The 18931-nt window shown below is 69.2% G+C and carries 16 protein-coding genes and 1 pseudogene; 5 read left to right on the top strand and 12 right to left on the bottom strand.

The window, feature by feature from the left end; all coding sequences use genetic code 11:
* Nucleotides 1-59 precede the first annotated feature (59 nt).
* Nucleotides 60-1034, bottom strand: a complete 975-nt coding sequence (locus tag J4H86_RS09010) for an aminopeptidase (protein WP_236543051.1) — start codon at nt 1032-1034, stop codon at nt 60-62.
* A gap of 150 nt (nt 1035-1184) precedes the next feature.
* Between J4H86_RS09010 and J4H86_RS09015 the strand changes: the two genes are divergently transcribed.
* The gene (locus J4H86_RS09015; RefSeq protein WP_236543052.1) at nt 1185-1922 is read left to right on the top strand and encodes a FadR/GntR family transcriptional regulator; all 738 of its coding nucleotides are present in this window, start codon (nt 1185-1187) and stop codon (nt 1920-1922) included.
* Between the two features lie 73 nt (nt 1923-1995).
* On the opposite strand, the gene J4H86_RS09020 is transcribed toward J4H86_RS09015, so the two are convergent.
* Together J4H86_RS09020 and J4H86_RS09025 are read right to left on the bottom strand one after the other, a co-directional pair.
* Nucleotides 1996-3309, bottom strand: a complete 1314-nt coding sequence (locus J4H86_RS09020) for an aspartate aminotransferase family protein (protein WP_236543053.1) — start codon at nt 3307-3309, stop codon at nt 1996-1998.
* A gap of 23 nt (nt 3310-3332) precedes the next feature.
* The gene (locus J4H86_RS09025) at nt 3333-4322 is read right to left on the bottom strand and encodes an aminopeptidase (protein WP_236543054.1); all 990 of its coding nucleotides are present in this window, start codon (nt 4320-4322) and stop codon (nt 3333-3335) included.
* Between the two features lie 144 nt (nt 4323-4466).
* Here J4H86_RS09025 and J4H86_RS09030 point away from each other — a divergent pair, with 144 nt between their 5' ends.
* Nucleotides 4467-5654 carry a CaiB/BaiF CoA transferase family protein gene (locus J4H86_RS09030; protein WP_236543055.1) on the top strand — a complete coding sequence of 396 codons (1188 nt, stop codon included), beginning with the start codon at nt 4467-4469 and terminating at the stop codon, nt 5652-5654.
* A complete protein-coding gene (locus J4H86_RS09035; RefSeq protein ID WP_236543056.1) occupies nt 5651-6418 on the top strand; it encodes an enoyl-CoA hydratase/isomerase family protein in 768 nt (255 codons plus the stop codon). Before J4H86_RS09030 ends, J4H86_RS09035 begins: the two co-directional genes overlap by 4 nt.
* A 78-nt stretch (nt 6419-6496) precedes the next feature.
* On the opposite strand, the gene J4H86_RS09040 is transcribed toward J4H86_RS09035, so the two are convergent.
* The 3 genes and pseudogenes from J4H86_RS09040 to J4H86_RS09045 form a co-directional block, all read right to left on the bottom strand.
* Nucleotides 6497-7120 (bottom strand): alpha/beta hydrolase family protein, encoded by a 624-nt coding sequence (locus J4H86_RS09040; protein ID WP_236543057.1) that lies wholly within the window; start codon nt 7118-7120, stop codon nt 6497-6499.
* A 67-nt stretch (nt 7121-7187) separates the two neighbouring features.
* Nucleotides 7188-7394: pseudogene (locus tag J4H86_RS27605) on the bottom strand (hypothetical protein); the annotation flags it as partial.
* A gap of 156 nt (nt 7395-7550) precedes the next feature.
* Nucleotides 7551-8408 carry an alpha/beta hydrolase family protein gene (locus tag J4H86_RS09045; RefSeq protein ID WP_236543058.1) on the bottom strand — a complete coding sequence of 286 codons (858 nt, stop codon included), beginning with the start codon at nt 8406-8408 and terminating at the stop codon, nt 7551-7553.
* Between the two features lie 114 nt (nt 8409-8522).
* On the opposite strand from J4H86_RS09045, the gene J4H86_RS09050 reads away from it, so the two are divergent.
* Nucleotides 8523-9488, top strand: a complete 966-nt coding sequence (locus J4H86_RS09050; protein WP_236543059.1) for an aldo/keto reductase — start codon at nt 8523-8525, stop codon at nt 9486-9488.
* An 86-nt stretch (nt 9489-9574) separates the two neighbouring features.
* Here J4H86_RS09050 and J4H86_RS09055 read toward each other — a convergent pair whose 3' ends face one another.
* Nucleotides 9575-9991 carry a VOC family protein gene (locus J4H86_RS09055; RefSeq protein WP_236543060.1) on the bottom strand — a complete coding sequence of 139 codons (417 nt, stop codon included), beginning with the start codon at nt 9989-9991 and terminating at the stop codon, nt 9575-9577.
* Between the two features lie 252 nt (nt 9992-10243).
* Here J4H86_RS09055 and J4H86_RS09060 point away from each other — a divergent pair, with 252 nt between their 5' ends.
* Entirely contained in the window at nt 10244-11905 is a 1662-nt protein-coding gene (locus tag J4H86_RS09060; protein ID WP_236543061.1) for a translation initiation factor IF-2, read from the top strand.
* A 977-nt stretch (nt 11906-12882) separates the two neighbouring features.
* On the opposite strand, the gene J4H86_RS09065 is transcribed toward J4H86_RS09060, so the two are convergent.
* The 5 genes from J4H86_RS09065 to J4H86_RS09085 all read right to left on the bottom strand — a co-directional run bounded on the left by J4H86_RS09065 (nt 12883) and on the right by J4H86_RS09085 (nt 18925).
* Nucleotides 12883-15033: a tetratricopeptide repeat protein gene (locus J4H86_RS09065; protein ID WP_236543062.1), complete on the bottom strand. Its 2151-nt coding sequence runs from the start codon at nt 15031-15033 to the stop codon at nt 12883-12885.
* A 39-nt stretch (nt 15034-15072) separates the two neighbouring features.
* Nucleotides 15073-15876, bottom strand: coding sequence for a hypothetical protein (locus J4H86_RS09070; protein WP_236543063.1), 804 nt, complete (start codon nt 15874-15876; stop codon nt 15073-15075).
* Nucleotides 15877-16118: 242 nt separating this feature from the next.
* A complete protein-coding gene (locus J4H86_RS09075; protein ID WP_236543064.1) occupies nt 16119-16571 on the bottom strand; it encodes an ATP-binding protein in 453 nt (150 codons plus the stop codon).
* A 73-nt stretch (nt 16572-16644) separates the two neighbouring features.
* The gene (locus tag J4H86_RS09080; protein ID WP_236543065.1) at nt 16645-17418 is read right to left on the bottom strand and encodes a sugar isomerase domain-containing protein; all 774 of its coding nucleotides are present in this window, start codon (nt 17416-17418) and stop codon (nt 16645-16647) included.
* Between the two features lie 4 nt (nt 17419-17422).
* Nucleotides 17423-18925, bottom strand: coding sequence for a PTS ascorbate transporter subunit IIC (locus J4H86_RS09085; RefSeq protein WP_236543066.1), 1503 nt, complete (start codon nt 18923-18925; stop codon nt 17423-17425).
* Nucleotides 18926-18931: the final 6 nt, after the last annotated feature.

The following is an 18931-nucleotide window of genomic DNA, read 5'->3' on the forward strand; positions in this document are numbered from 1 at the left end:
TCCGTGCCCCCGAGGTGTACGGCGGGCACGATTCGTCACGGGTTCAGGGCCGCGGGCGCTCAGGAGTCGACCAGTTGGCCGTCGCGCATGAGGGTGACGCCGTCGATCTCGATCGACGGCTCCCGGAACACCATGTCCACGTGGATTCCGGCGTGCACGATGTCGATTCCCGGATCGGCCGGTGTCGTGCCGACCGCGATGTGGGCGGTCCCGTAGCAGGATTCCGCGCTGGTCACGTTGTCGATCATCATGGCCGCGTCGTTCATGCCGATGCCGAGTTCGGAGACCTCGAAGGCGTGTGGGCTGCCGGTGTCCCGCAGGATCCTGGTGAGTTCCTCGGCCCGCGGGGAGCCGCTGATGCGCTCGGCGCGCCCGTTCGCGACCTCCACGGTGAACGGTTCGTCGATGAGTCCGAGCTCGACACAGTAGGCGTCGACGACGATGGTCCCCTGGGTGGATCCCCGAACGGGGATGACGCCGGCTTCCAGGCAGGGTGGGGCGCCGAACTCCCCCGGATTCGTGGCGAGGCCGGTGAGGGCTCGTCCTGGTCGCCCCTCAGCGGACAGCGTGACGTCGGTGCCGGCCTTGGTGGTGAGCCGGATCGTGGTGGCGGAGGTAATGAGTTCGGCGATCCGCTCGATGCGGGGTGCGAGGGCGTTGAAGTCGGCGTACACCGCTCCGGGGCCGGCTAGCATTGCCTCGTCGATGTCCCCGACGAACAGGTACCGCAGTCCGTTTCGTTGTCCGCTCTGGCGCGCCTCGCTGTGCTGGACGAACTGGGTCGTCAGCTCGATGACCACGTCGGCGCCCGTGATCCCGGCGGCCGCGACCGGAGAGGGTTGGGATCGTGCCACCTCCTGACGCCGCATCTGGACGATGGTGACCTCGCCGCCTCGGCGTTCGACCGCGTCACGGAAGACGTCACACACTCCGGCCTGCAGCCCGTCGTCGGTCAGGATGAGCACCTGCTCACCAGCCCGGATGCCGGCGCACTCGACCAGCCGGTCGGCGCCCTGTCGTGCCTGTTCCCTCATCGGGCCACCCCTAAGATCATTTGGTCTTTGGTCAGGCCAAAGTAAAGTAGTAGCCTTGTATGGTCAAGACTTTGATTGTTAAATCCCGGGACATGTTGATCTTCGGCCACATCACGTCGTTCCAGCGCACACGGAAAGGATGGCCCTGCCATGGATCTGGAGTTGGAGCCGGTAGACCGCGCACCAACCTATGAGGTCGTCATATCGCGCTTGAAGAACGAGATCCTCTCCGGTCGACTCCGGGCCGGCGATCGACTGCCGGGCGAGCGTGCCCTCTCCGAGCAGCTCGGGGTGTCCCGAGCGTCGGTACGTGAGGCGGTTCGCGCCCTGCAGGCGTTCGAGATCGTCCAGGCCCGCCCGGGCAACAGCCCCACCTCCGGGCTCACGATGACGGCACGCCCCCGCATCGCCCTGTCGAACCTCTTCCGGTTGCACGTCGGGTTGGCCAGCTACTCCGTCGAGGAGGTGATGGCGGTGCGGGTCGGTCTGGAGACGCAGGCCATGCTGACCCTGGCGGAGAAGACCGACCTCGACCTCGCGGGCCTCCACGCGTTGCTCGACCGCATGTCCGACCCGGAGATCACACCCGAGACGGCGCAGGACCTCGACGCCGAGTTCCACCTCTCCTTGGCGTCGCAGACCAACAACCACCTCATCGCCGACATGATGCAGGCGCTGCGCGACGCCATCGCCGCCCCGATGCTCGCCTCGTTCAAGGCCCAACCCGACTGGCCCTCGTTCTGCGCCACGATCGTCGAGGAGCATCGATCCATCCTGCGCGCCCTGGAGGCCCGCGACGGCCGATTGGCGGCGCAGTTGACGCGTGACCACGTCGAGGGCTTCTACCCGGCGGTGACGGACTCGCAGGAGCCCGACTCCACGCGGTAGTGCCTCCGGAGACCCAGCGGGGGCCGGGTCGGGGGTGGTGATCATCGATCGCCACCCCCGGCTCCCCCTCATCTCAGGGTCGAACCGCGGCGTCGAGTGCCCGGCCGAGCATGGCGAGGGCGGCCGCCGCGTCGTCGGTGGAGAGCGTAGTGGGCGGCATGAGGCGCAACACGTTCTTGTGGACCCCACAGGGGATGATGAGCAGGCCTTCCTCCGCGGCCCGTCGGCACGTGGCGGCCAGGACGTCGCTCGCCGGGCTCCCGTCGGGATGGCGGAGCTCCACCCCGAGCATCAGCCCGAGGCCGCGGACGTCGCTGCGCAACGGAAGGTCGGTCACCAGGGCCTCGAGACCCGCCCGGAGCCGCGTCCCCTGGCGCCGGGCGTTGTCGAGACCGCCGTCCCGCAGGACGTCGAGCACGCCCAGCGCGGCGGCGCAGGCGACGGGGTTCCCGCCGAAGGTCCCACCATGTGCCCCGGCGGGCCACCGGTCCATCAGCTCGGGGGTGCCCACGATCGCGGACAGTGGGAGTCCGTTGGCGATGCCCTTGGCGAGGACGAGCACGTCAGGCCGCACGTCCATGTGTTCGTAGGCGAACATCGCTCCCGTACGCCCGAATCCGGTCTGGATCTCGTCGAAGATCAACGCGATGCCGTGCGCGGAACACCGTTCTCGCAGCCCGCGGAGGAACTCCACGGGTGCGGGCTGGTACCCGCCCTCGCCCTGGACCGGTTCGACCACCAGTGCCGCGACCTCGTTCGCGGGCACCACGAGCTCGAACAGCTCGTCCAGCTCGGCCAGACACCGCGCGCTCTCGGCGGCGGGGGTCGAGTGCTGGTTGAACGGGTCGGGGAAGGCCACGTGCTGGATCGTGGGGAGGGCGGCGAGGTAACCGGCCCTGTAGTTGGCGCTCGAGGCGGACAGTGCCGTGGTGGTGAGCGTGCGCCCGTGGAACCCGCCCTTGAAGGCGATGAGGCCGTTGCGTCCGGTCGCCCGCATGGCGAGCTTGACTGCGGACTCCAGCGCCTCGGCTCCACTGTTGCCGAAGAACACCTTGCGGTCGGGGTGCACGAGACCGACGAGCCGTTCCGCGAGCTCCACGTAGCTGGGGTAGACACCGATGTTGTGCCCGGCGTGTACGAGGGTCGCCATCTGTTCCTGGATCCTGCGCATCACCACGGGGTTGCCGTGTCCCACGTTGGTGACGGCGACCCCGCTGGCGAAGTCGAGTAGCTGTCGGCCGTCGTCGGTCTCGACGCGCGTGCCCTCGGCGCGCACGAAGGCGAGGTCGGTGTGGCGGGCCGCGGCAGGGGGGAACACCGCCCGGGCTCGTTCCGTGAGTCCACCGGACCGGAGTTCGCGGCCGTGTTCCAGCGCTGTGTCAGTCATTGGTCGCTCCGACTCCCGTGCCACTACTGGGCGAGGTCAACGTTGGGAAGGACGGGAACCCCGTCGGCGAGGATCGGCTGGCCGTCGACGCAGACGTAGGCGTCCCGGGTCACCAGGTCACAGTGGCCCGGTGCCCGAATACTGCTGCCGAAGGTGATCCCGTTACCGATGCCGACGTGCATCGTCCCCAGCTCGGCCTCGTCCTCCAGGCCCCCGCCGGATCCGATCCGCGCCTTGGGGTTCATCCCGAGGCCGAGCTCCACCGCGCTGTACATCGCGGGGTCCTCGTAGGACGCGAGCATCTCCCGGAAGCGGTCGGCCTGCGGGCCACCGTCGATGGAGACGATCTGGCCGGCCTCGAAGACCACCCGCACGGGAGAGTCGGCGGGGCCGCCGGGGACCAGTGCCCCGTCCACGACCATCGTGCCCTCGAGAGTGCCCTCGTCCGGCGCGACCGCGACCTCGATGCAGGGAGGCGGCGAGATCGTCCCCGGCTCGTGGCACACGCCGGACTGCGGAACGGCGGACTTCGTGCCGATCCGCGCGGAGAGGTTCGTGCCGCCCGGGGTGGTCACGGTGTAGGTCCTTCCGTGGTCCAGCACCCGGGCGAGCTGGTCGATGACCCGCTTCCTCTCGGCGAAGTCGATGTCCAGCGAACCGTCGAGGAAGACCTCGTCGCACACGTCCGGCATGAAGATCAGCCGTGCGCCCGCGGCCGACGCGGCGATCCTGGCCTGACTGTGGTTCACGGAGAAGGTGGTCGGTGCGACGATCGCGTCCGCGGCGGCCATCGCCGCGGCGACGGGCGGAGGTGGCTCCTCGCCGTGCCGGGACCGCGGCGTCATCGTCAGCCGAACCACCTCGGCCCCCACGATGTGACCCGCGGCGGCGAACGCCTCCCCGTATCGCTCGGTCGCCGTGTCGGTGAGCACCAACAGCGTCTCGTCGGCACGGAGCGCGAGGCACTGTTCGAGGATCCGGTGGGCGGGCCGAAGCAGGAAGTGGTCGATCACGATAGCTCCCTCCTTGGAGTAAAGTCAGACCATATATACATAGTCCATAGAGGGTCAACTGTCGTCGATCGTCCGGGGCCCACGCGAAATCGATTCATCAGACATATGTATGGTCTGACATTACAGCGCGAGAAGGGAGACCCCATGTCCGCTCTTTCGGGTATTCGTGTGCTCGACTTCAGCCAGGTGTTGGCAGGCCCGTTCGCCGCGATGCTGCTCGCGGATCTCGACGCCGAGGTGGTCAAGGTCGAACCACCGGCACACGGGGACCACAGCCGGCAGATGGCGCCACGGGTCCAGGACGGTCTCAGCGGGGCGTACCTCGCCGTGAACCGCAACAAGCGCGGCGTCGCGCTGGACCTGAAGGACGAACGGGGCCGTGCGCTCGCGCACCAACTCGCCGCGCAGGCCGACGTCGTCATCGAGAACTTCCGTCCCGGTGTCGCCGCCCGGCTGGGGATCGACTACGCGACCCTCGCGGCGTTGAACCCCCGCCTGGTCCACTGCTCGATCTCCGGGTTCGGTCAGACCGGGCCGTACTCCAGCCGCGGCGGCTTCGATCTCGTCGCGCAGGGGATGACGGGTCTGATGTCCGTCACCGGCGATCCCGACGGCGCGCCGGCCAAGTGCGGAATTCCGGTCACCGACCTGGCGACCGGCCTCTTCGCGGTGTACGGGATCCTCGCCGCCCTCAACGCCAGGGAGCGAACCGGGCGTGGGCAACAGGTCGACGCCTCACTGTTCGACACCGGAATCGGTCTCGCGGTGTGGGAGGCCGTGGAGTACTTCCACACCGGGAAGACTCCCGGACGCACGGGCTCCGCACACCGCCTCGGCGCGCCGTACCAGGCGTTCCGCACCTCGGATGGCTACTTCACGGTCGGCGCCGACGGGGATCGGCACTGGCCGCGCTTCTGCGAGGTCATCGGCCTGCCCCGACTCCCGGAGGATCCCCGCTTCACCACGAACGACGATCGCCTGGCGAACCGTGAGGCGTTGGTCGCCGCGATCGAGGAGCGGACGACCACGCGAACGCGGGACGAGTGGCTCACACTGCTGGAGGAGGTCGGGGTGCCGGCCGGGCCGATCAACTCGGTGCCCGAGGCGCTGTCCGACCCCCACACCCAGGCCCGAGACATGGTCGTCGACGTCGAGCACGAGACGTTGGGCACCGTCCGCACCCTCGGGCCTATCGTGAAACTGTCCGACACCCCCGCCACGATCCAGTCCCCCGCCCCCGGGCTCGGCGAGCACTCCACCGAGGTGCTCACGCGGTTGGGCGTGGACGAGTCCACCATCAGCGCCCTGCGCAACGAAGGGGTCATCGCATGACAGCGCTCACCCGCCTCGAGATCGACGGCCACGTCGCGACCCTGTTCCTCGACAGCCCACCGCTGAACATCATCACCACAGAGATGCGGCCGGAGATCCTCGCGGCCCTGGACACCGTGCGCTCCACCCCCGAGGTTCGGGCGTTGGTCGTCACCGGGGCGGGAGACCGCGCCTTCTGCGCCGGGGCGGACCTGAACGAGGAGGCCGAGCTGACCCCGGCCACGGTCCGGGAGTTCCTCGAGGCCGACCGCCAACTGTTCGACGGACTCACCTACCTGCCGATCCCGGTCATCGCCGCGATCAACGGGCACTGCATGGGGGGTGGTCTCGAGCTCGCGTTGTCCTGCGACCTGCGGGTCACCGCGGAGAACGCCAAGCACCGGGCGGCAGGCGTCCGGATGGGCCTCGTCGTCAGCACGACGCGTATGACGCACATCGCCGGTCCCGCGGTCGCCAAGGACCTGATCCTCACCGGACGCACCTTCACCGGCGAGGAGGCGCTTCGTCTGGGGCTCGCCAACCGCGCGGTCCCCGACGACGAGGTCCTCGCCCGCGCGACGGAGCTCGCCCGAGAGATCGCCTCCCGGGCGCCGCTGGCCGTCCGACGCGCCAAGACCGCCATCGCCGAGGCCGAGGAGATGGAGTTCGACGAGGCCATGGCGCGGGAGTTCGACCACTTCGCGGAGCTGTCGGCCTCGACCGACCACAAGGAGGCCATCCAGGCGTTCTTCGAGCGACGGCCGCCGGAGTTCGTCGGCGAGTAGCCCGGCCTCGTCGCCTGGCACGGGCGGGAACGGGCGGGAACGGGCGTCGTTCCCGCCGGTGACGTCGCAAGGACGGGACTACTCCGCGGGCAGGTGGGGCAGGAACATGGCGTCCCACAGCTCACGGTTACGGGACCGGAAGAGGCCGAAGTGCCCGAGTCGGGACACACCGAGCTCCTCGGGTGTGTAGTGCAGCCGGGTCACGTCGCTGTTGACGAACCAGCGGTGTACTGACTCGCATCCCTCGCGGGTGATCATCTCGTCGTCGCTGAAGGACACGGCGGTGATGGGGACGCGGACGGCCGCGGCGCGCTCTTGACCGCCCATACCGCCCACCATGTAGTCGGGGTCGAAGCACCAGCGGGACCACTGACGCATCGCCGGGGCCGGGATGTCGTTGCCCAGGCCGAGCCAGGCTCCGGGACAGTAGCCCAGGGCACGCATGGCGATCGGCGCGGCGACGGTGAGCACCGGCGGGGTCAGCCACCGGATCCGGGTGGGAAGCATCCGCCAGTAGGCACTGCCCGCCACGACGGTGATCGCCTTGGTGAGTCGGGTGTGGTCGGCGAAGGGCAGGAACTTGCCACCCAGGCTGTGGCCCAGCCAGGTCAGCGGCGCCCCTTCGGTCTCCGCCGCGAGGTGGGTCAGGGCATCGTCGGCGTCGGCCATCCACTGGCTCATGTCGACGCGTGCGTGGCGCATCGGACCGGTCAGTGAGTCCCCGAATCCCTGGTAATCGAAGGCGCATCGGACCGGTCAGTGAGTCCCCGAATCCCTGGTAATCGAAGGTGAGGGTGGTGAACCCGTTCTCGGCGAGCCAGGACGCCAGTGACGAGTAGAACCGCGAGGGCACGGCCATGGCCGGAACGATCAGCACCGCACCCCGCGGTTCTCCCCGTGCGGGAAACCAGCGTCCCGCCAGTGAGCCGCCGTCACGGGTGGGGATCGGTGCGACGGTTACGGATGTGGGCGGCACGGCACTCCCTACTGTCGAGCGTGCGGCAGTCCGTTGGTACTCGGCCTGCCGGGGACGCTGGGTTCGACGCGGCGGGGCCGCGGAACGCTCCCCCTCCAGGGGATGGGCCGTGTGGCCACGTTCGGCCCCCGTCTCGCCGACGGCGCGGGGAGGAGGTCAGGCCTCGGGGAGGTGGCGCAGGAACAGGTCTGGCCACAGCTCGCGGTTGCGCGAGCGGAACAGGCCGAAGTGCCCCAGGCGCGAAACACCGAGCTCGTCGGGCGCGTAGTTCACCCTGGTCACATCGCCGTTGACGAACCAACCGTGCAACGCGTCGACCCCACGCGGGGAGATCAGCTCGTCGTCGGTGAACGACAGCGCGGTGATGGGGAGCCTGACGCCACCGAAGCGGTCCTTGGCCCCCATGGCGCCCACGACATAGTCGGGATCCGCCAACCACTCGCACCACTGACGCATCGCCGGGGCCGGCAGGTCGTTGCCCAACCCGAGCCGGGACCCGGGGTAATAGCCCAGTACCCGTGTGGTGACCGGGGCCACCACGGCCAGCATCAGTGGGGTCCACCGGCGGATCCGTGGCGGGAGGAGTTTCCAGTATCCGCTGCCCACCGCGATGGTGATGGCCCGGGAGACCCGCGTGTGGTCGGCGAACGCCATGATCTGCCCGCCGAGGCTGTGCCCGATCCAGGTCAGCGGCAGCCCGTCGGTCTCGGCGGCGAGGTGGGACAGGGCGTCGTCGGCGTCGGTCATCCACTGGTTGAGGTCGGCGCTGACCTCCCGCAGGGGGCCGACGCGCGAGTCACCGAAGCCCTCGTAGTCGAAGGTGAGGGTGGTGTACCCGTTCTCGGCGAGCCAGGACGCGAGGGACGAGTAGAACCGTGCCGGCGTCGCCATCGCGGGCGCGATCAACACCGCGCCCCGAGGCGTCCCCGTGGGCCAAAACCAGCGCCCACTGAGCGTGGCGCCACCCCTGGTGGGGATGTGCGCGACCGTGTCGCGCCCGGGGACCGATGTCACGATGTTCTCCCGCCGAACGTCCGAACGACGCCAGTGACGCTACCGAGCGAACCCCCCACGTTCAAGGCGGCGGCGAAGCGGCCCCGACGTAGGCCCGGGTGATAGAACAACCGGATGGAACACGTGCGACTTGGATCCAGCGGCCTGAAGGTTTCCCGCCTGTGCCTGGGCATGATGAGCTTCGGAACGTCCGGGCGCGAGTGGAGGGTCAGCGAGGACGAGGGTAACGCCATCATTCGCGCCTACACCGACGCCGGCGGCACCTTCTTCGACACCGCCGACGGCTACAACAACGGCACGAGCGAGGAGGTCACCGGGCGGCTCCTCCGCGACCTGTTCCCCCGCCGGGACGACTACGTCCTCGCGACGAAGGTCTACTTTCCGACGGGCGAGGGTCCGAACGACCGCGGACTGTCCCGCAAGCACATCATGGACTCGATCGACTCCTCCCTGCGGCGCCTGGGCACGGACTTCGTGGACCTCTACCAGATCCACCGCTTCGACCACGAGACGCCCATCGAGGAGACGATGGAGGCGCTGAACGACGTGGTGCGAGCGGGGAAGGCACGCTACCTCGGCGCTTCGTCGATGTACGCGTGGGAGTTCGCGAAGGCCCAGTTCACGGCGGATCTCGGCGGGTGGACCCGCTTTGTCTCCATGCAGAACCACTACAACCTGCTCTACCGGGAGGAGGAGCGGGAGATGCAGCCGTTCTGCCTGGACCAGGGCGTCGGCACGCTGCCGTGGAGCCCCCTGGCCCGGGGACTGCTCGCCCGTCCCCGCGGCGGGGACGCGACCGCGCGGGCCACCACCGACCCGCTCATCAACACCATCTACCCCGACCCCAACCCGGGGGTGATCGACGCGGTGAACGAGGTCGCGGCCGATCGAGGCGTTCCGCCGGCGCGGGTCGCGCTGGCGTGGATCCTGCGCAATCCGGCGGTGACCGCGCCGATCGTGGGGGCGACCCGTCGGGGCCACGTCACCGACGCCGTGGCGGCCACGACACTCACCCTCACCGACACCGAGGTGGCGCGCTTGGAGGCCCCCTACGCTCCGGCACCCGTGCGTGGGCACTGAGTCCGACGCCGGTACCGTTCCACGGCGGCGGCCCCCGGCTCCGGCGTGGGGAGCCGCCGTGACGTCGAGGCGAGGTGGACCACCGGTCAGACCACGAGGTTCTCCCAGACCAGGCAGAAGGGGTGACCGCTCGGGTCGGCGTAGACCCGGAAGCCGGACGGGCCGGGGTCGCGAAGCCCCTGCTCCACCTCGCGGTCGGAGTCCCAGGGGAGCCGACTCGCGCCCATGCTGAGGACCGCCGCCTCCGCCGCGTCGATGTCGTCGACCTCGATGTCCAGGTGTATCTGCATGGGCGACGCGGAGTCGGGCCAGACGGGGGGCTCGTGGTCGGGCGCGAACTGGAAGCTGAGCCGTCGCCCCGCCGGTTCGCTGATGTCCACCCAGCAGTCCGGGGGATCGCCGTCCACGCGGGTGATGGGATACCCGAGGAGTTCGGAGTAGAACCGCGCCAGCGCGTAGGGGTCTCGTGCCTCGAACACGACGGAGTTCAAACGTCCGATCACCAGGATTCCTCCCTGCTCAGGATGCGTTCTGTGCCCCCGCGGCAGGACCGCGTGTCCCTTAGCCTCTCATTGCCACACGGCCACCGGACCGAACGGGGCCCGCTGTGTCTTGGCGCGGCCGCCCGGGTTACCCACCATCGCGGTGGCCGTGTCGAGTAGGTGGAAGGCGCGGGATCCCGCGACGGGGATGCGTCGGAGTTGCCGATGCCCTACTTTGGGCTGGTTGGGGCGTCCGTAGTCAGGGAGGTGACGGTGGGCACATCGGCACACCCGTTCCGGACGGGAACGATGGACCACCACGTGCTCGCGGTGGCGCGCAGCGTTCCGGCGGCGAGTCGCCTGCTGGATGTGATCCCGCTCCTGGACAGCGAGACGACCAAGGTCTCCTACACGATCCCTCCGGGGTCGGTGTCCGAGCGCGGAGTGGAGCGGGTCCTGCGAGAAGCGGGAGTCGATCACATCACGCCGTGGGCCGAAGCGCGGCGCGCGCGGTACGGACTCGCCATGGCCGCGAGCCCCAAGGGAGGACTGCACCGGCTCCGCGCCAGACGGCTGCTGCTCATGCCGCACGGCGCCGGGCACAACCGGCTCGTCAACAAGCGTCCCGGCGATCTCGTCGTGGCCTCGGGCCTGTCCCCGCGCCAATTGACCCGATGGGGGCTCTTCGGTCGCCGGATCATCCCCTCGGCGCTGGCCCTGCCGCACTCCGAGCAGTGGCGCCGGCTCCACGCGGAGGACCCCGACCTCGCGGCCCGCGTGACCATCGTCGGGGATCCGTGCTACGACCGGATCCAGGCACACCAGGGCCGACGCGAACGCTACCGTAGCCTCCTCGGAGTCGGCCCCGAGCAGCGACTCGTCGTGCTGTCCTCCACGTGGAACAAGGAGTCCCTGCTGGGCGACCAACGCGAGATCATACGCGAGCTCATCGCCACACTCCCCACCGACGACTACCAGTTCGCGCTGATCGCGCACCCCAACGTGTGGGCCACCGAGGGGGCCGACCAGGTGCACCGGTGGTTCACGGACGAGAAGGCATCGGGTATGCGTATCGTCCCGCCGGAGGAAGGCTGGCGTGCCGCCCTGATCGCCGCCGACCTGGTGGTCGGGGACCACGGCTCGGTCACCTACTACGCTTCAGCGATCGGTCGACCCGTCCTCCTCGCGGCGTTCGACGGCGACGAACTCGACAGTGCTTCACCCCTGCTCACCTACCGCGACATGGTGCCCTCACTCGACCCCGCGGAGCCGTTGCCGCCACAGGTACTCCAGGCCCTCAAACAAGCCCCGCCGGACGCTACGCGTCTGTTGATCGAGCACCCTGGATCGTCAGCGGAACGCCTGCGGGACGTCATCTACACCCTGCTCGAGACCTCCCCACCCGACGATTCGTACTTCGCGGAGCTCCCCGACCCGCCTGCGTTCGCCCCGAGACCCACCGGCTGGCGTGTCGACGCCGACATCGACGTCACGGTCCCCCAGATGGACCTACGCCGATACCCACCGCAGTCCAGTACTCCCGACCACACACACCGCCGGAGCTTGGTCCTTGACCGCGAGGACGCCTCACACCGGTGGCAGGCCGCCGAGGGCTGGTCCAACCGCACCCCGACCGAAGAGCACCCCGCGGCGGAGTGGCTCGTCCACATCCTCCGGGAAAACCGCCGCGCCACCGTCGCCGTCGCGGACACGACCCTCGGCCACTCTCTCGTCCTGGACCGTGAGGGGCGGTACCAACGCGTCCACTCTGAGGGGTTGGACGCGGCGCAGATCGCCGCCGCCGCGGCCGCATGGCGCAAGGAACGCCACCCCTGGACCTCCTGGGAACACGGCCTCGCCGTCACCATCGGCCCCCAGAAATCGCGGCTGAGGAGCACCCCCCCCCCGCCCAATTTGCCGATTTTCCGCGGATGAGGTGACGGGGCGTCCCCGGCCAACGTCGGTCTCCCCCAACGGCAGCGGCCCCGCCTGCTCGATGAACTCGGCGGTGCCAGCGCCTTCGTCTACCACTGGGCGTGCCTCGCAGAGCAGCGTGCCCGGGGCGACCGGAGCGCGAGGTAGCCGAGCGGTCGATGTTGGTCGGCCGCATCGTCGGTCGCGCCACCAATGTCTTCGGGCCGGACGGCCCAACGCCGACCTGGGTCGTGTTCTTTCCGCGCCGTGCCTGTTGGAGGCGCTGTGGGGAGCGCTGGGGGCTCGCGACCGACAGAACGACGTTCGCCGCGTCGATCCTTTCGAACAGCCAACCAGGACGTCCAGCACGGATCGTCCCGGGAGCCGAAGCCCGGACCCCCGCTCGGGCGTCATCGGGAAGCCACCCCAGTAGCTGCGACGCCCACTCCCCCATTCGAAAACCCGCGAGAAACACTCCCGTGGGGGCAGGTGAACGTGTGGCTCCAGCGGTGAACAGCGACGGACGCGGGGCGGAACACTCGGGCCCGGCCCACGGCGAATCAGAGGTCAGGCCTACCGGGAACGACCGCCGCCTCGTGTTCTTCCCGCCACCACCACCCCTGCGGTTGGGCCCTTCGGTCGCGCCCCCATCCCACCGGCACGCCGCCGAGACCGCTGTGCGCGGGTGTAGCCCCCACTGTGCGAGTGACGTGCGGCCTGAAGTGCGACCGGGAGTGCGGTGGTAGCCGCGCGGTCGAGGTCGGTCGGCCGCGTCGTCGGTCGCTCCGCTTCGGTCCCGGGCTCCGGATGACCCACCGCCTGAGAACGACCGCCCCGCGTGTCCGTCCCGGCACCACTTTCCTGAGACTGGACCTGAGGCAGCGTGCCCCGTCCGACGGGAACGCCGTAGAACGCTGCTTCGCGCGGCGGGGCTTGAGGACGCGCTGTCGCCAGCGCCTCCCACATCGGGGTGCGGTGTGCGAGGACGTGCGCCGCCGCTATCGCGTCCGGTCGTCGAGCTCGCGGGTGTGGGCATCCATGTGGTAATGCTCGAAGATGCGTCGTTGGCGTTCCTGATAGACGCGGACGTTCTCGGTTTCGCCGCGTTGGCGGGCGACCTCCTCGAGCGCGCGCAAGGCGCGGACCTCGCGGACGGGTTCCCCCCTTCGCCGTTGGCACAAGAGCCGGGCCCGCTCGGCGTGTGGCTCGGCCGCGTCGGCGTCGCCGACGGCGAGGTGGGACTCGGCACGGGTCACCTCGATCCGGGCCAGGCGCAAGGTCCAGTCGTGGGGGTCCGTGTCCTTGTGGGCTCGCGCGAGGGCCTCGGCCTGGTCCAGTTCCGCTCGGGCCTCCTCGTGCTGACCCAGACGGATCCGGATGTCGGCGAGCTGGCAGGTCTGCAGCACGAACCCCCGGGCCCGGCCCAGTTCTCGGTGCAGATCCAGGACGCGACGCATCGACTCGACCGCGGCCCGCGATTCGCCACACTGGTCCAAGAGCAGGCCGTGGGTCTCCAGGACCACCGCGCTGAGTTCGGGGAGAGCGATGATCCCCTCGAGCTCCCGCGCCGTCTCGACCTGCGCGGACGCCTGGTCCAGCCTCCCGAGACGCATATTGACGCGTGCCTGGTAGCAGCGGGCCTGGGCCAACTGGATATCCCGGTTGGCATGTGCCGCGATCTCGCCCATGAGGTCGAAGATGACGCTCGCGTGGGTCCACCGGCCGCGCGAGTAGGCGATCGGCCACACCGCCTCCGCGAGTTGGAGGGCGACGTCGGATTGGCGGAGTTCCTCCTCCGCCATACGCATCACCGTGGGCACCTGCGCGAGGTGCTGGTCCTGCCACGCGGCGGCCTCGGTGGCGGTGCCGAACGGTAACCGGTGGTTCGCGGTGGGGATGGTCAGCTTCGTCGCGTCCAGAAGGTGGCCGAAGCGCAGCCGGTCGCCGCCGATCCGTCGATCGGCTTCGCGGTGGGTGACGTTGGCGAACTGGACGACGGCCTTATTGGCCCGTTCGATTCGGTCGTGCGACGATTTCTTGAGCAACAGCCGGGCGTGGGCTTGAACGAGCTCCACCATCTCCACGTCGTTCCCCTCACCCGTGGGACGGACGAGGTCGGCGCGGACCAGTGCGTCCACCGCGGCAGAGCTCCCCTCCCCGACCAGGGCGGCGATTTCCGGCGGCTTGAAGCGCCCCGGGTAGGCGGCCAGTTGGCTCAGTACCTCGACCTGATCGGGATCGAGCCCGCCCACGCCCAGCCGCACCACCGCCTCCGCCGGGACGAGGGCGGGGTCCCGGAACATCTCCGCGTCCGCGGCCGCGACGAACTCCTCTACCCCCAGCGTTGGCTGCGTGGCCAGGTGTGCCGCCACCATCCGAAGGACCGAGGGCAGCCCCTGGCACAGCGCGATCAGATCGGCGGCGTGCCCGGCGTCGGCGCGGTCGAGTTTGGCGCTCACATCCGGGAAGGAACGCAGGAGTTCCATGGAGTCGGGTTCGGCGAACTCCTCGAGAAGGACGATGTCCGCTCCAGCGGCGTGGGCCTCCTCTGTACCGGAGAACTCGGCGGCACAGGCGGCAATCACCACCAGTCGCACGGTGGCGTCGGGGGTGCGGGTGAGGAGCCGCAGCTCGCCGTAGTCGACGACGTCGTCGACGGTCAGCAGGATGGTGCGGGCCTGCCCGGCGCGGGACAGTGCGGCGAGTGGACGCGGGGCGGACCGCGTCCGGGATCGAGAGCGCTCCTCACTCGGGACTCCGAGGCCACGCAGCACACTGTCCAACGCCGCGTCGTAGTCGGTGTCGCCCGCGTCGTCGCGGAACCTGGAGAGCGCGAGATGCACGACATCGCTGAAGTCGTCGGCGTGACGATGCGCGGCCTCACGGAGGAACGCGGATTTTCCGATGTCGGCCGCGCCCTGGACGAGGACCAGGCCGCCACCGTGACTCGCCCGGAACGCATCGACGTACGCGGCGCACGCGGCGAGCTCCCGGGTCCGGTTGGCGTACTTGGGGTCTGGCTGTGGCAGTATCCGAACCGACTCGGGCCGCGGCACCTCATTCAGGTTGACCGTGAGGTTCTTGACCGGCCCCGTCTGCACCACGTCCCGCGCCGCGCCCGAGAGCTCGTTGCGATTCTCCTCCGCCACGCGGGACCTCCTGGGGGTGAAGTCAGGTCGTCACCGATCCTAGGATTCCCGGTCGGTGGGCGCTACCGGTTCCTCGTCCTCCGTCCTCGCCGTCCCGCCGGTCGCCGGGGCGGAGGGAGTGGCGCGGGACCGCTTCAGGATGTCGGTGAACACTTCCTTGTTCTGCTTGCTCGCGCCGTCGAGCTGTGCGATCGCGAGTTCGTGCAGGCGGTCACGCTCGACCGACCCCATGTCGTCGAGGCTGGCGTGGAGCACGACCAAGGCTTGGTGCTGCTCGACCGGGCTGTGGGGGGTTTCCATCGCGGCGAAGACCGGCTCCAGGTCGCGGAGATCCGGACGAACCTCCATCACCGCGAGTGCCGATATCCGCTGCGTGTCATCGGCCGAACGTAGCCAGCCGACGATCTCGGTTCGGTCCAGGGTCTCTTTGAACGCGGCCCGGCGCATCCGACTGATCGTCGCTTCCAAGGTGACCTTCTGCTCCACCTCGGGGATCCCACGGCGGGGACGCCTACTCTTGGCCGGCAAGGTGGCCAACATGGTGGCTTCGGCCTCGGCGTGGAGTTGCTCGGCCAGATCCGGGTCACCCTCGGCCTGGGCACGTTCCGCCTGACCGAACTGCTTGGCGGCCCTGTGGTGGGACCGCGTCACCTCTCTCTCCCAGTTGGAGACGACGTTCCACACGGGAATGATGACCATGGCGCCGCCGATGGCGGTGAGCGCGGCGCTCCCGCCTCCGTTCTCGGTGGTGAAGGTGGCGACCGCGCCCAACGTGAGCAGGAAGCCCCCAAGGATCCCAAGGAAGAGCCATCCCCACCGGCCCACACGTTCCATCGCGGCCACACACCCCTCCTCGGGGGGGTCAGGGACAAACCGCGCTAATGGTAGCGACCGCCGGTGGTCGGGAGCCAGACGATGACCGGCTCACCGACCGGCCGGCACTGGACATGCGGCGTGCCGCTCATCGGTGGTGGGCGTTGGCGACCCGGTAGAGCGGGTCGATGTGCGCCCCCACCTGATGGATGTGGCGTAATCCCGGTGGAGGAGAAACCCTGATAGGGGCGCGGACGGACGCGAACGGACGGTCACACCGCTCCGGCGTGTACCGAGGCGGAGAAGCCTGGTGGCGGCGTGTCGGGCGTGTGTGGCACCTCGGCGAAGACGGTGCGTCCGTCGTCGTGGCTCTTGGTCCACCACTGGCTGCTCAACGCGTTGACGATCTCCAGCCCGTGGCCGGATGTGGCGAAGGGGCCGGCCCGGCGGGCGACCGGGGCGGTCTCGTCGCTGCCTTGGTCGGTGACCTCGAGGCGTAGTTTGGTGTTGCCGACCCTCAGTCGGACGTGGAACGTTCCCCCGGGCAGCCCGCTGCGGGTGTGCTCGGCGGCGTTGGCGGCGAGTTCGGCCAGGACCTGGACGGCGTTGGAGCAGAGTTCGGGTTCGACACCGCCCTCGTCCAACTGGTCGGTGAGCCATCGCCGCGCGAGGCGCACCCCGAACGCGACTCCTGGGAATCGACGTTGCTGTTCGTCTGGGCTCATGACCGGTCCCTCCCCGCCGGTGGAGTGAAGGTGGGAGTGACCGGTCCCCGCCCGGCCACTCCCACCTCGGTTCTCACAAGTAGAAAATGCGGTCCGCGTACTCGTCGAGGAGCTTCGCGTTCCATTCGGCCCCGCCGTCGACGTTGGCCGCGAGGAACACGGGAGGGGTGATGTCCCGAGCGAGGAGTTCCTCGATGACCGACGCCATCAGCGCGTGCAGCAGAGCCGCCGTGGTGACGCCGGATGCGGGAGCGAACTTCTGGGGCACGCCCTCGGTCTCCAGTACGGCGTCCCCCACGCCGACCTTGTTGTCGAGCACGTAGTCGGCGAAGTCCTTCATCTTCTTACCGGATTCGTGCCGCGAGGTCACGGCATCGGTGTACTCGTGTGAGGTGACACCGATCACGGTGACGCCGCGTTCCCGCGCCAGCTGGGCCATCTCGATCGGCACGGCGTTCCGGCCTGAGACGGACACCACAATCAGGACGTCCCCGGCACGAATCGGACCGTTGTCCAGAATGGCCTTGGCGTAGCCCGACAGCTTCTCGATGTCGGAGCCCAACGTGGTCGGACGGGTGTCCACCGCGGCGATGCCCGGCCCGTACACCGGGTTGGCGAGGATGAGGCCGCCCGCCCGGTAGACGATGTCCTGCACCGGCAAGGACGAGTGGGAGCATCCGAAGGCGAACAGGCGCCCGCCGTCCGCGATGGCGCGTGCGATGACGGCACCCGCTTCCCCCACCGCGGGGATCTCCTCGTCGCGCAGCCTTTCCAGCAGCGCGATCGTCTTGTCCAGATAGGTCGATGGCAACGTCGACACTGGTGTGTTTCCCTTCGTTTCGACCATGGGACTAGTCGTCCTTACTGATCGACTTCTCGGCCGACTCCTCTGTCGAGGCTCCGGCGTCTGACTCCGCTGACTCCACGGCCGGTTCCGCCGTCTCGGCCGTTTCGGTGGACTTCGGCTTCCACACGATGGCCGTCACGGTAGCGGCCGCGACCGCGGCGACGGTCAGCGCGGCTGCCGCGATTCCCCCGCCGGCGCCGAAGATGCGCGCCACACCGTCCAGGACGATGGCGGGGACGATGGCGTCGGGCACGGTGAATCCGAGGCCCAGGGCGCCCATCGCGGTGAGGTCCCCGAAGATCTCGAACTTGTAGGCGTAACTGATGAGGATCCATCCGAGGAAGCCCCACAGGAACCCGCCCGCCCAGGCGCCGACGCGTCCACCGGTGGCGTTACCGAAGATGGCCGCCGCGCCGCAGGCGAAGAACGCCGCGATCATGCTCGGGATGGGAACGGGCCAGCCGATCCCGGCGAGGAGCGCCATACCCGCCAACTGGCCGAGGACACCGGCGATCAGACCGATGATGAGCGCGTTGGGTGCGAAGGCGAAGATGACCGGGACGTCCAGGGCGGGCTTGGCGTTCGGGATGAGCTTGCGGGCGATCCCCTCGAAGGCGGGGACGATCTCCGCGATGAGCATGCGCACCCCGTAGAGCAGGATGAGCATGCCGGCCGTGAACCCGAGCGCGGCGAGGAGCGTGAAGACGGCCCAGTTCTCCCCGTCGGAGATCTCCTCGGCGAACCCGGTGGTGCCGAGCTGGATGAGGGCCGCGATCGCCGCGGCGAAGGCCACGATGGTCATCACGATGCTGGTCGAGACCGCGATGTCCCGGAAGAAGTTGAGCTTCTCGGGGACCTTGATGTCCTCGGTCGACTTCTTCGGGTTGCCGATCGCGCGCCCCACCAGGGCTCCCAGGACGTTCAGCAGGGTCTGGCCGTGGCCGAACGCGATGTCGTCCCGCCCGGTGATCTTGCGCATGAACGGTTGGGCGATGGCCGGGGCGAACGTCATGTACGCGCCGTCCAGCAGGGACGCGAGGACCACTGTGGCGACGGGTCCGAACCCGAGGCTGTGGAACAGGATGGCGAAGGCGCCGGCGTGCACCCAGATCATGTGCCCGGTCAGGTACACGAAACGGGCCTTGGTGACACGGGCGAGGAACAGGTGGAAGGCGTAGCCGAAGAGCAGGGTGAGGCCGATGAGCATGCCGATGTTGGCGACGTTCTCGGTCTGGACCGCGCTGACCACGCCCTCGTCGAAGGTGACGAAGGTCTGGATCCCGCCGGTGGGCAGGGAGTTCTCGAACATGAGCTGGATGGGGCCCAGCGCCGTGGTGAGGACGGTGATACCACCGGCGATGATGAGCATGCTCAGCACCGTCTTGATGGTGCCCGCCACCGTGTCACCGAGCGGCTTGCGTTGGACGACCAGGCCGACGAGCGCGATGAGGCCAACGATGATCGCTGGGACCTGGATCAGCGCGACGAAGAAGTGCAGGGCTTCCATAGTTCA

The sequence above is a fragment of the Spiractinospora alimapuensis genome (assembly GCF_018437505.1).
GTDB classification, from domain to species: Bacteria; Actinomycetota; Actinomycetes; order Streptosporangiales; family Streptosporangiaceae; genus Spiractinospora; species Spiractinospora alimapuensis.

Excerpts from the sequence above, each read along its gene's own strand:
- J4H86_RS09010 (WP_236543051.1), bottom strand. The coding sequence starts at position 1,034 with ATGAGGGAACAGGCACGACAGGGCGCCGACCGGCTGGTCGAGTGCGCC.
- J4H86_RS09015 (WP_236543052.1), top strand. The coding sequence starts at position 1,185 with ATGGATCTGGAGTTGGAGCCGGTAGACCGCGCACCAACCTATGAGGTC.
- J4H86_RS09020 (WP_236543053.1), bottom strand. The coding sequence starts at position 3,309 with ATGACTGACACAGCGCTGGAACACGGCCGCGAACTCCGGTCCGGTGGA.
- J4H86_RS09030 (WP_236543055.1), top strand. The coding sequence starts at position 4,467 with ATGTCCGCTCTTTCGGGTATTCGTGTGCTCGACTTCAGCCAGGTGTTG.
- J4H86_RS09035 (WP_236543056.1), top strand. The coding sequence starts at position 5,651 with ATGACAGCGCTCACCCGCCTCGAGATCGACGGCCACGTCGCGACCCTG.
- J4H86_RS09040 (WP_236543057.1), bottom strand. The coding sequence starts at position 7,120 with ATGCGCCACGCACGCGTCGACATGAGCCAGTGGATGGCCGACGCCGAC.
- J4H86_RS09050 (WP_236543059.1), top strand. The coding sequence starts at position 8,523 with ATGGAACACGTGCGACTTGGATCCAGCGGCCTGAAGGTTTCCCGCCTG.
- J4H86_RS09075 (WP_236543064.1), bottom strand. The coding sequence starts at position 16,571 with ATGAGCCCAGACGAACAGCAACGTCGATTCCCAGGAGTCGCGTTCGGG.
- J4H86_RS09080 (WP_236543065.1), bottom strand. The coding sequence starts at position 17,418 with ATGGTCGAAACGAAGGGAAACACACCAGTGTCGACGTTGCCATCGACC.
- J4H86_RS09085 (WP_236543066.1), bottom strand. The coding sequence starts at position 18,925 with ATGGAAGCCCTGCACTTCTTCGTCGCGCTGATCCAGGTCCCAGCGATC.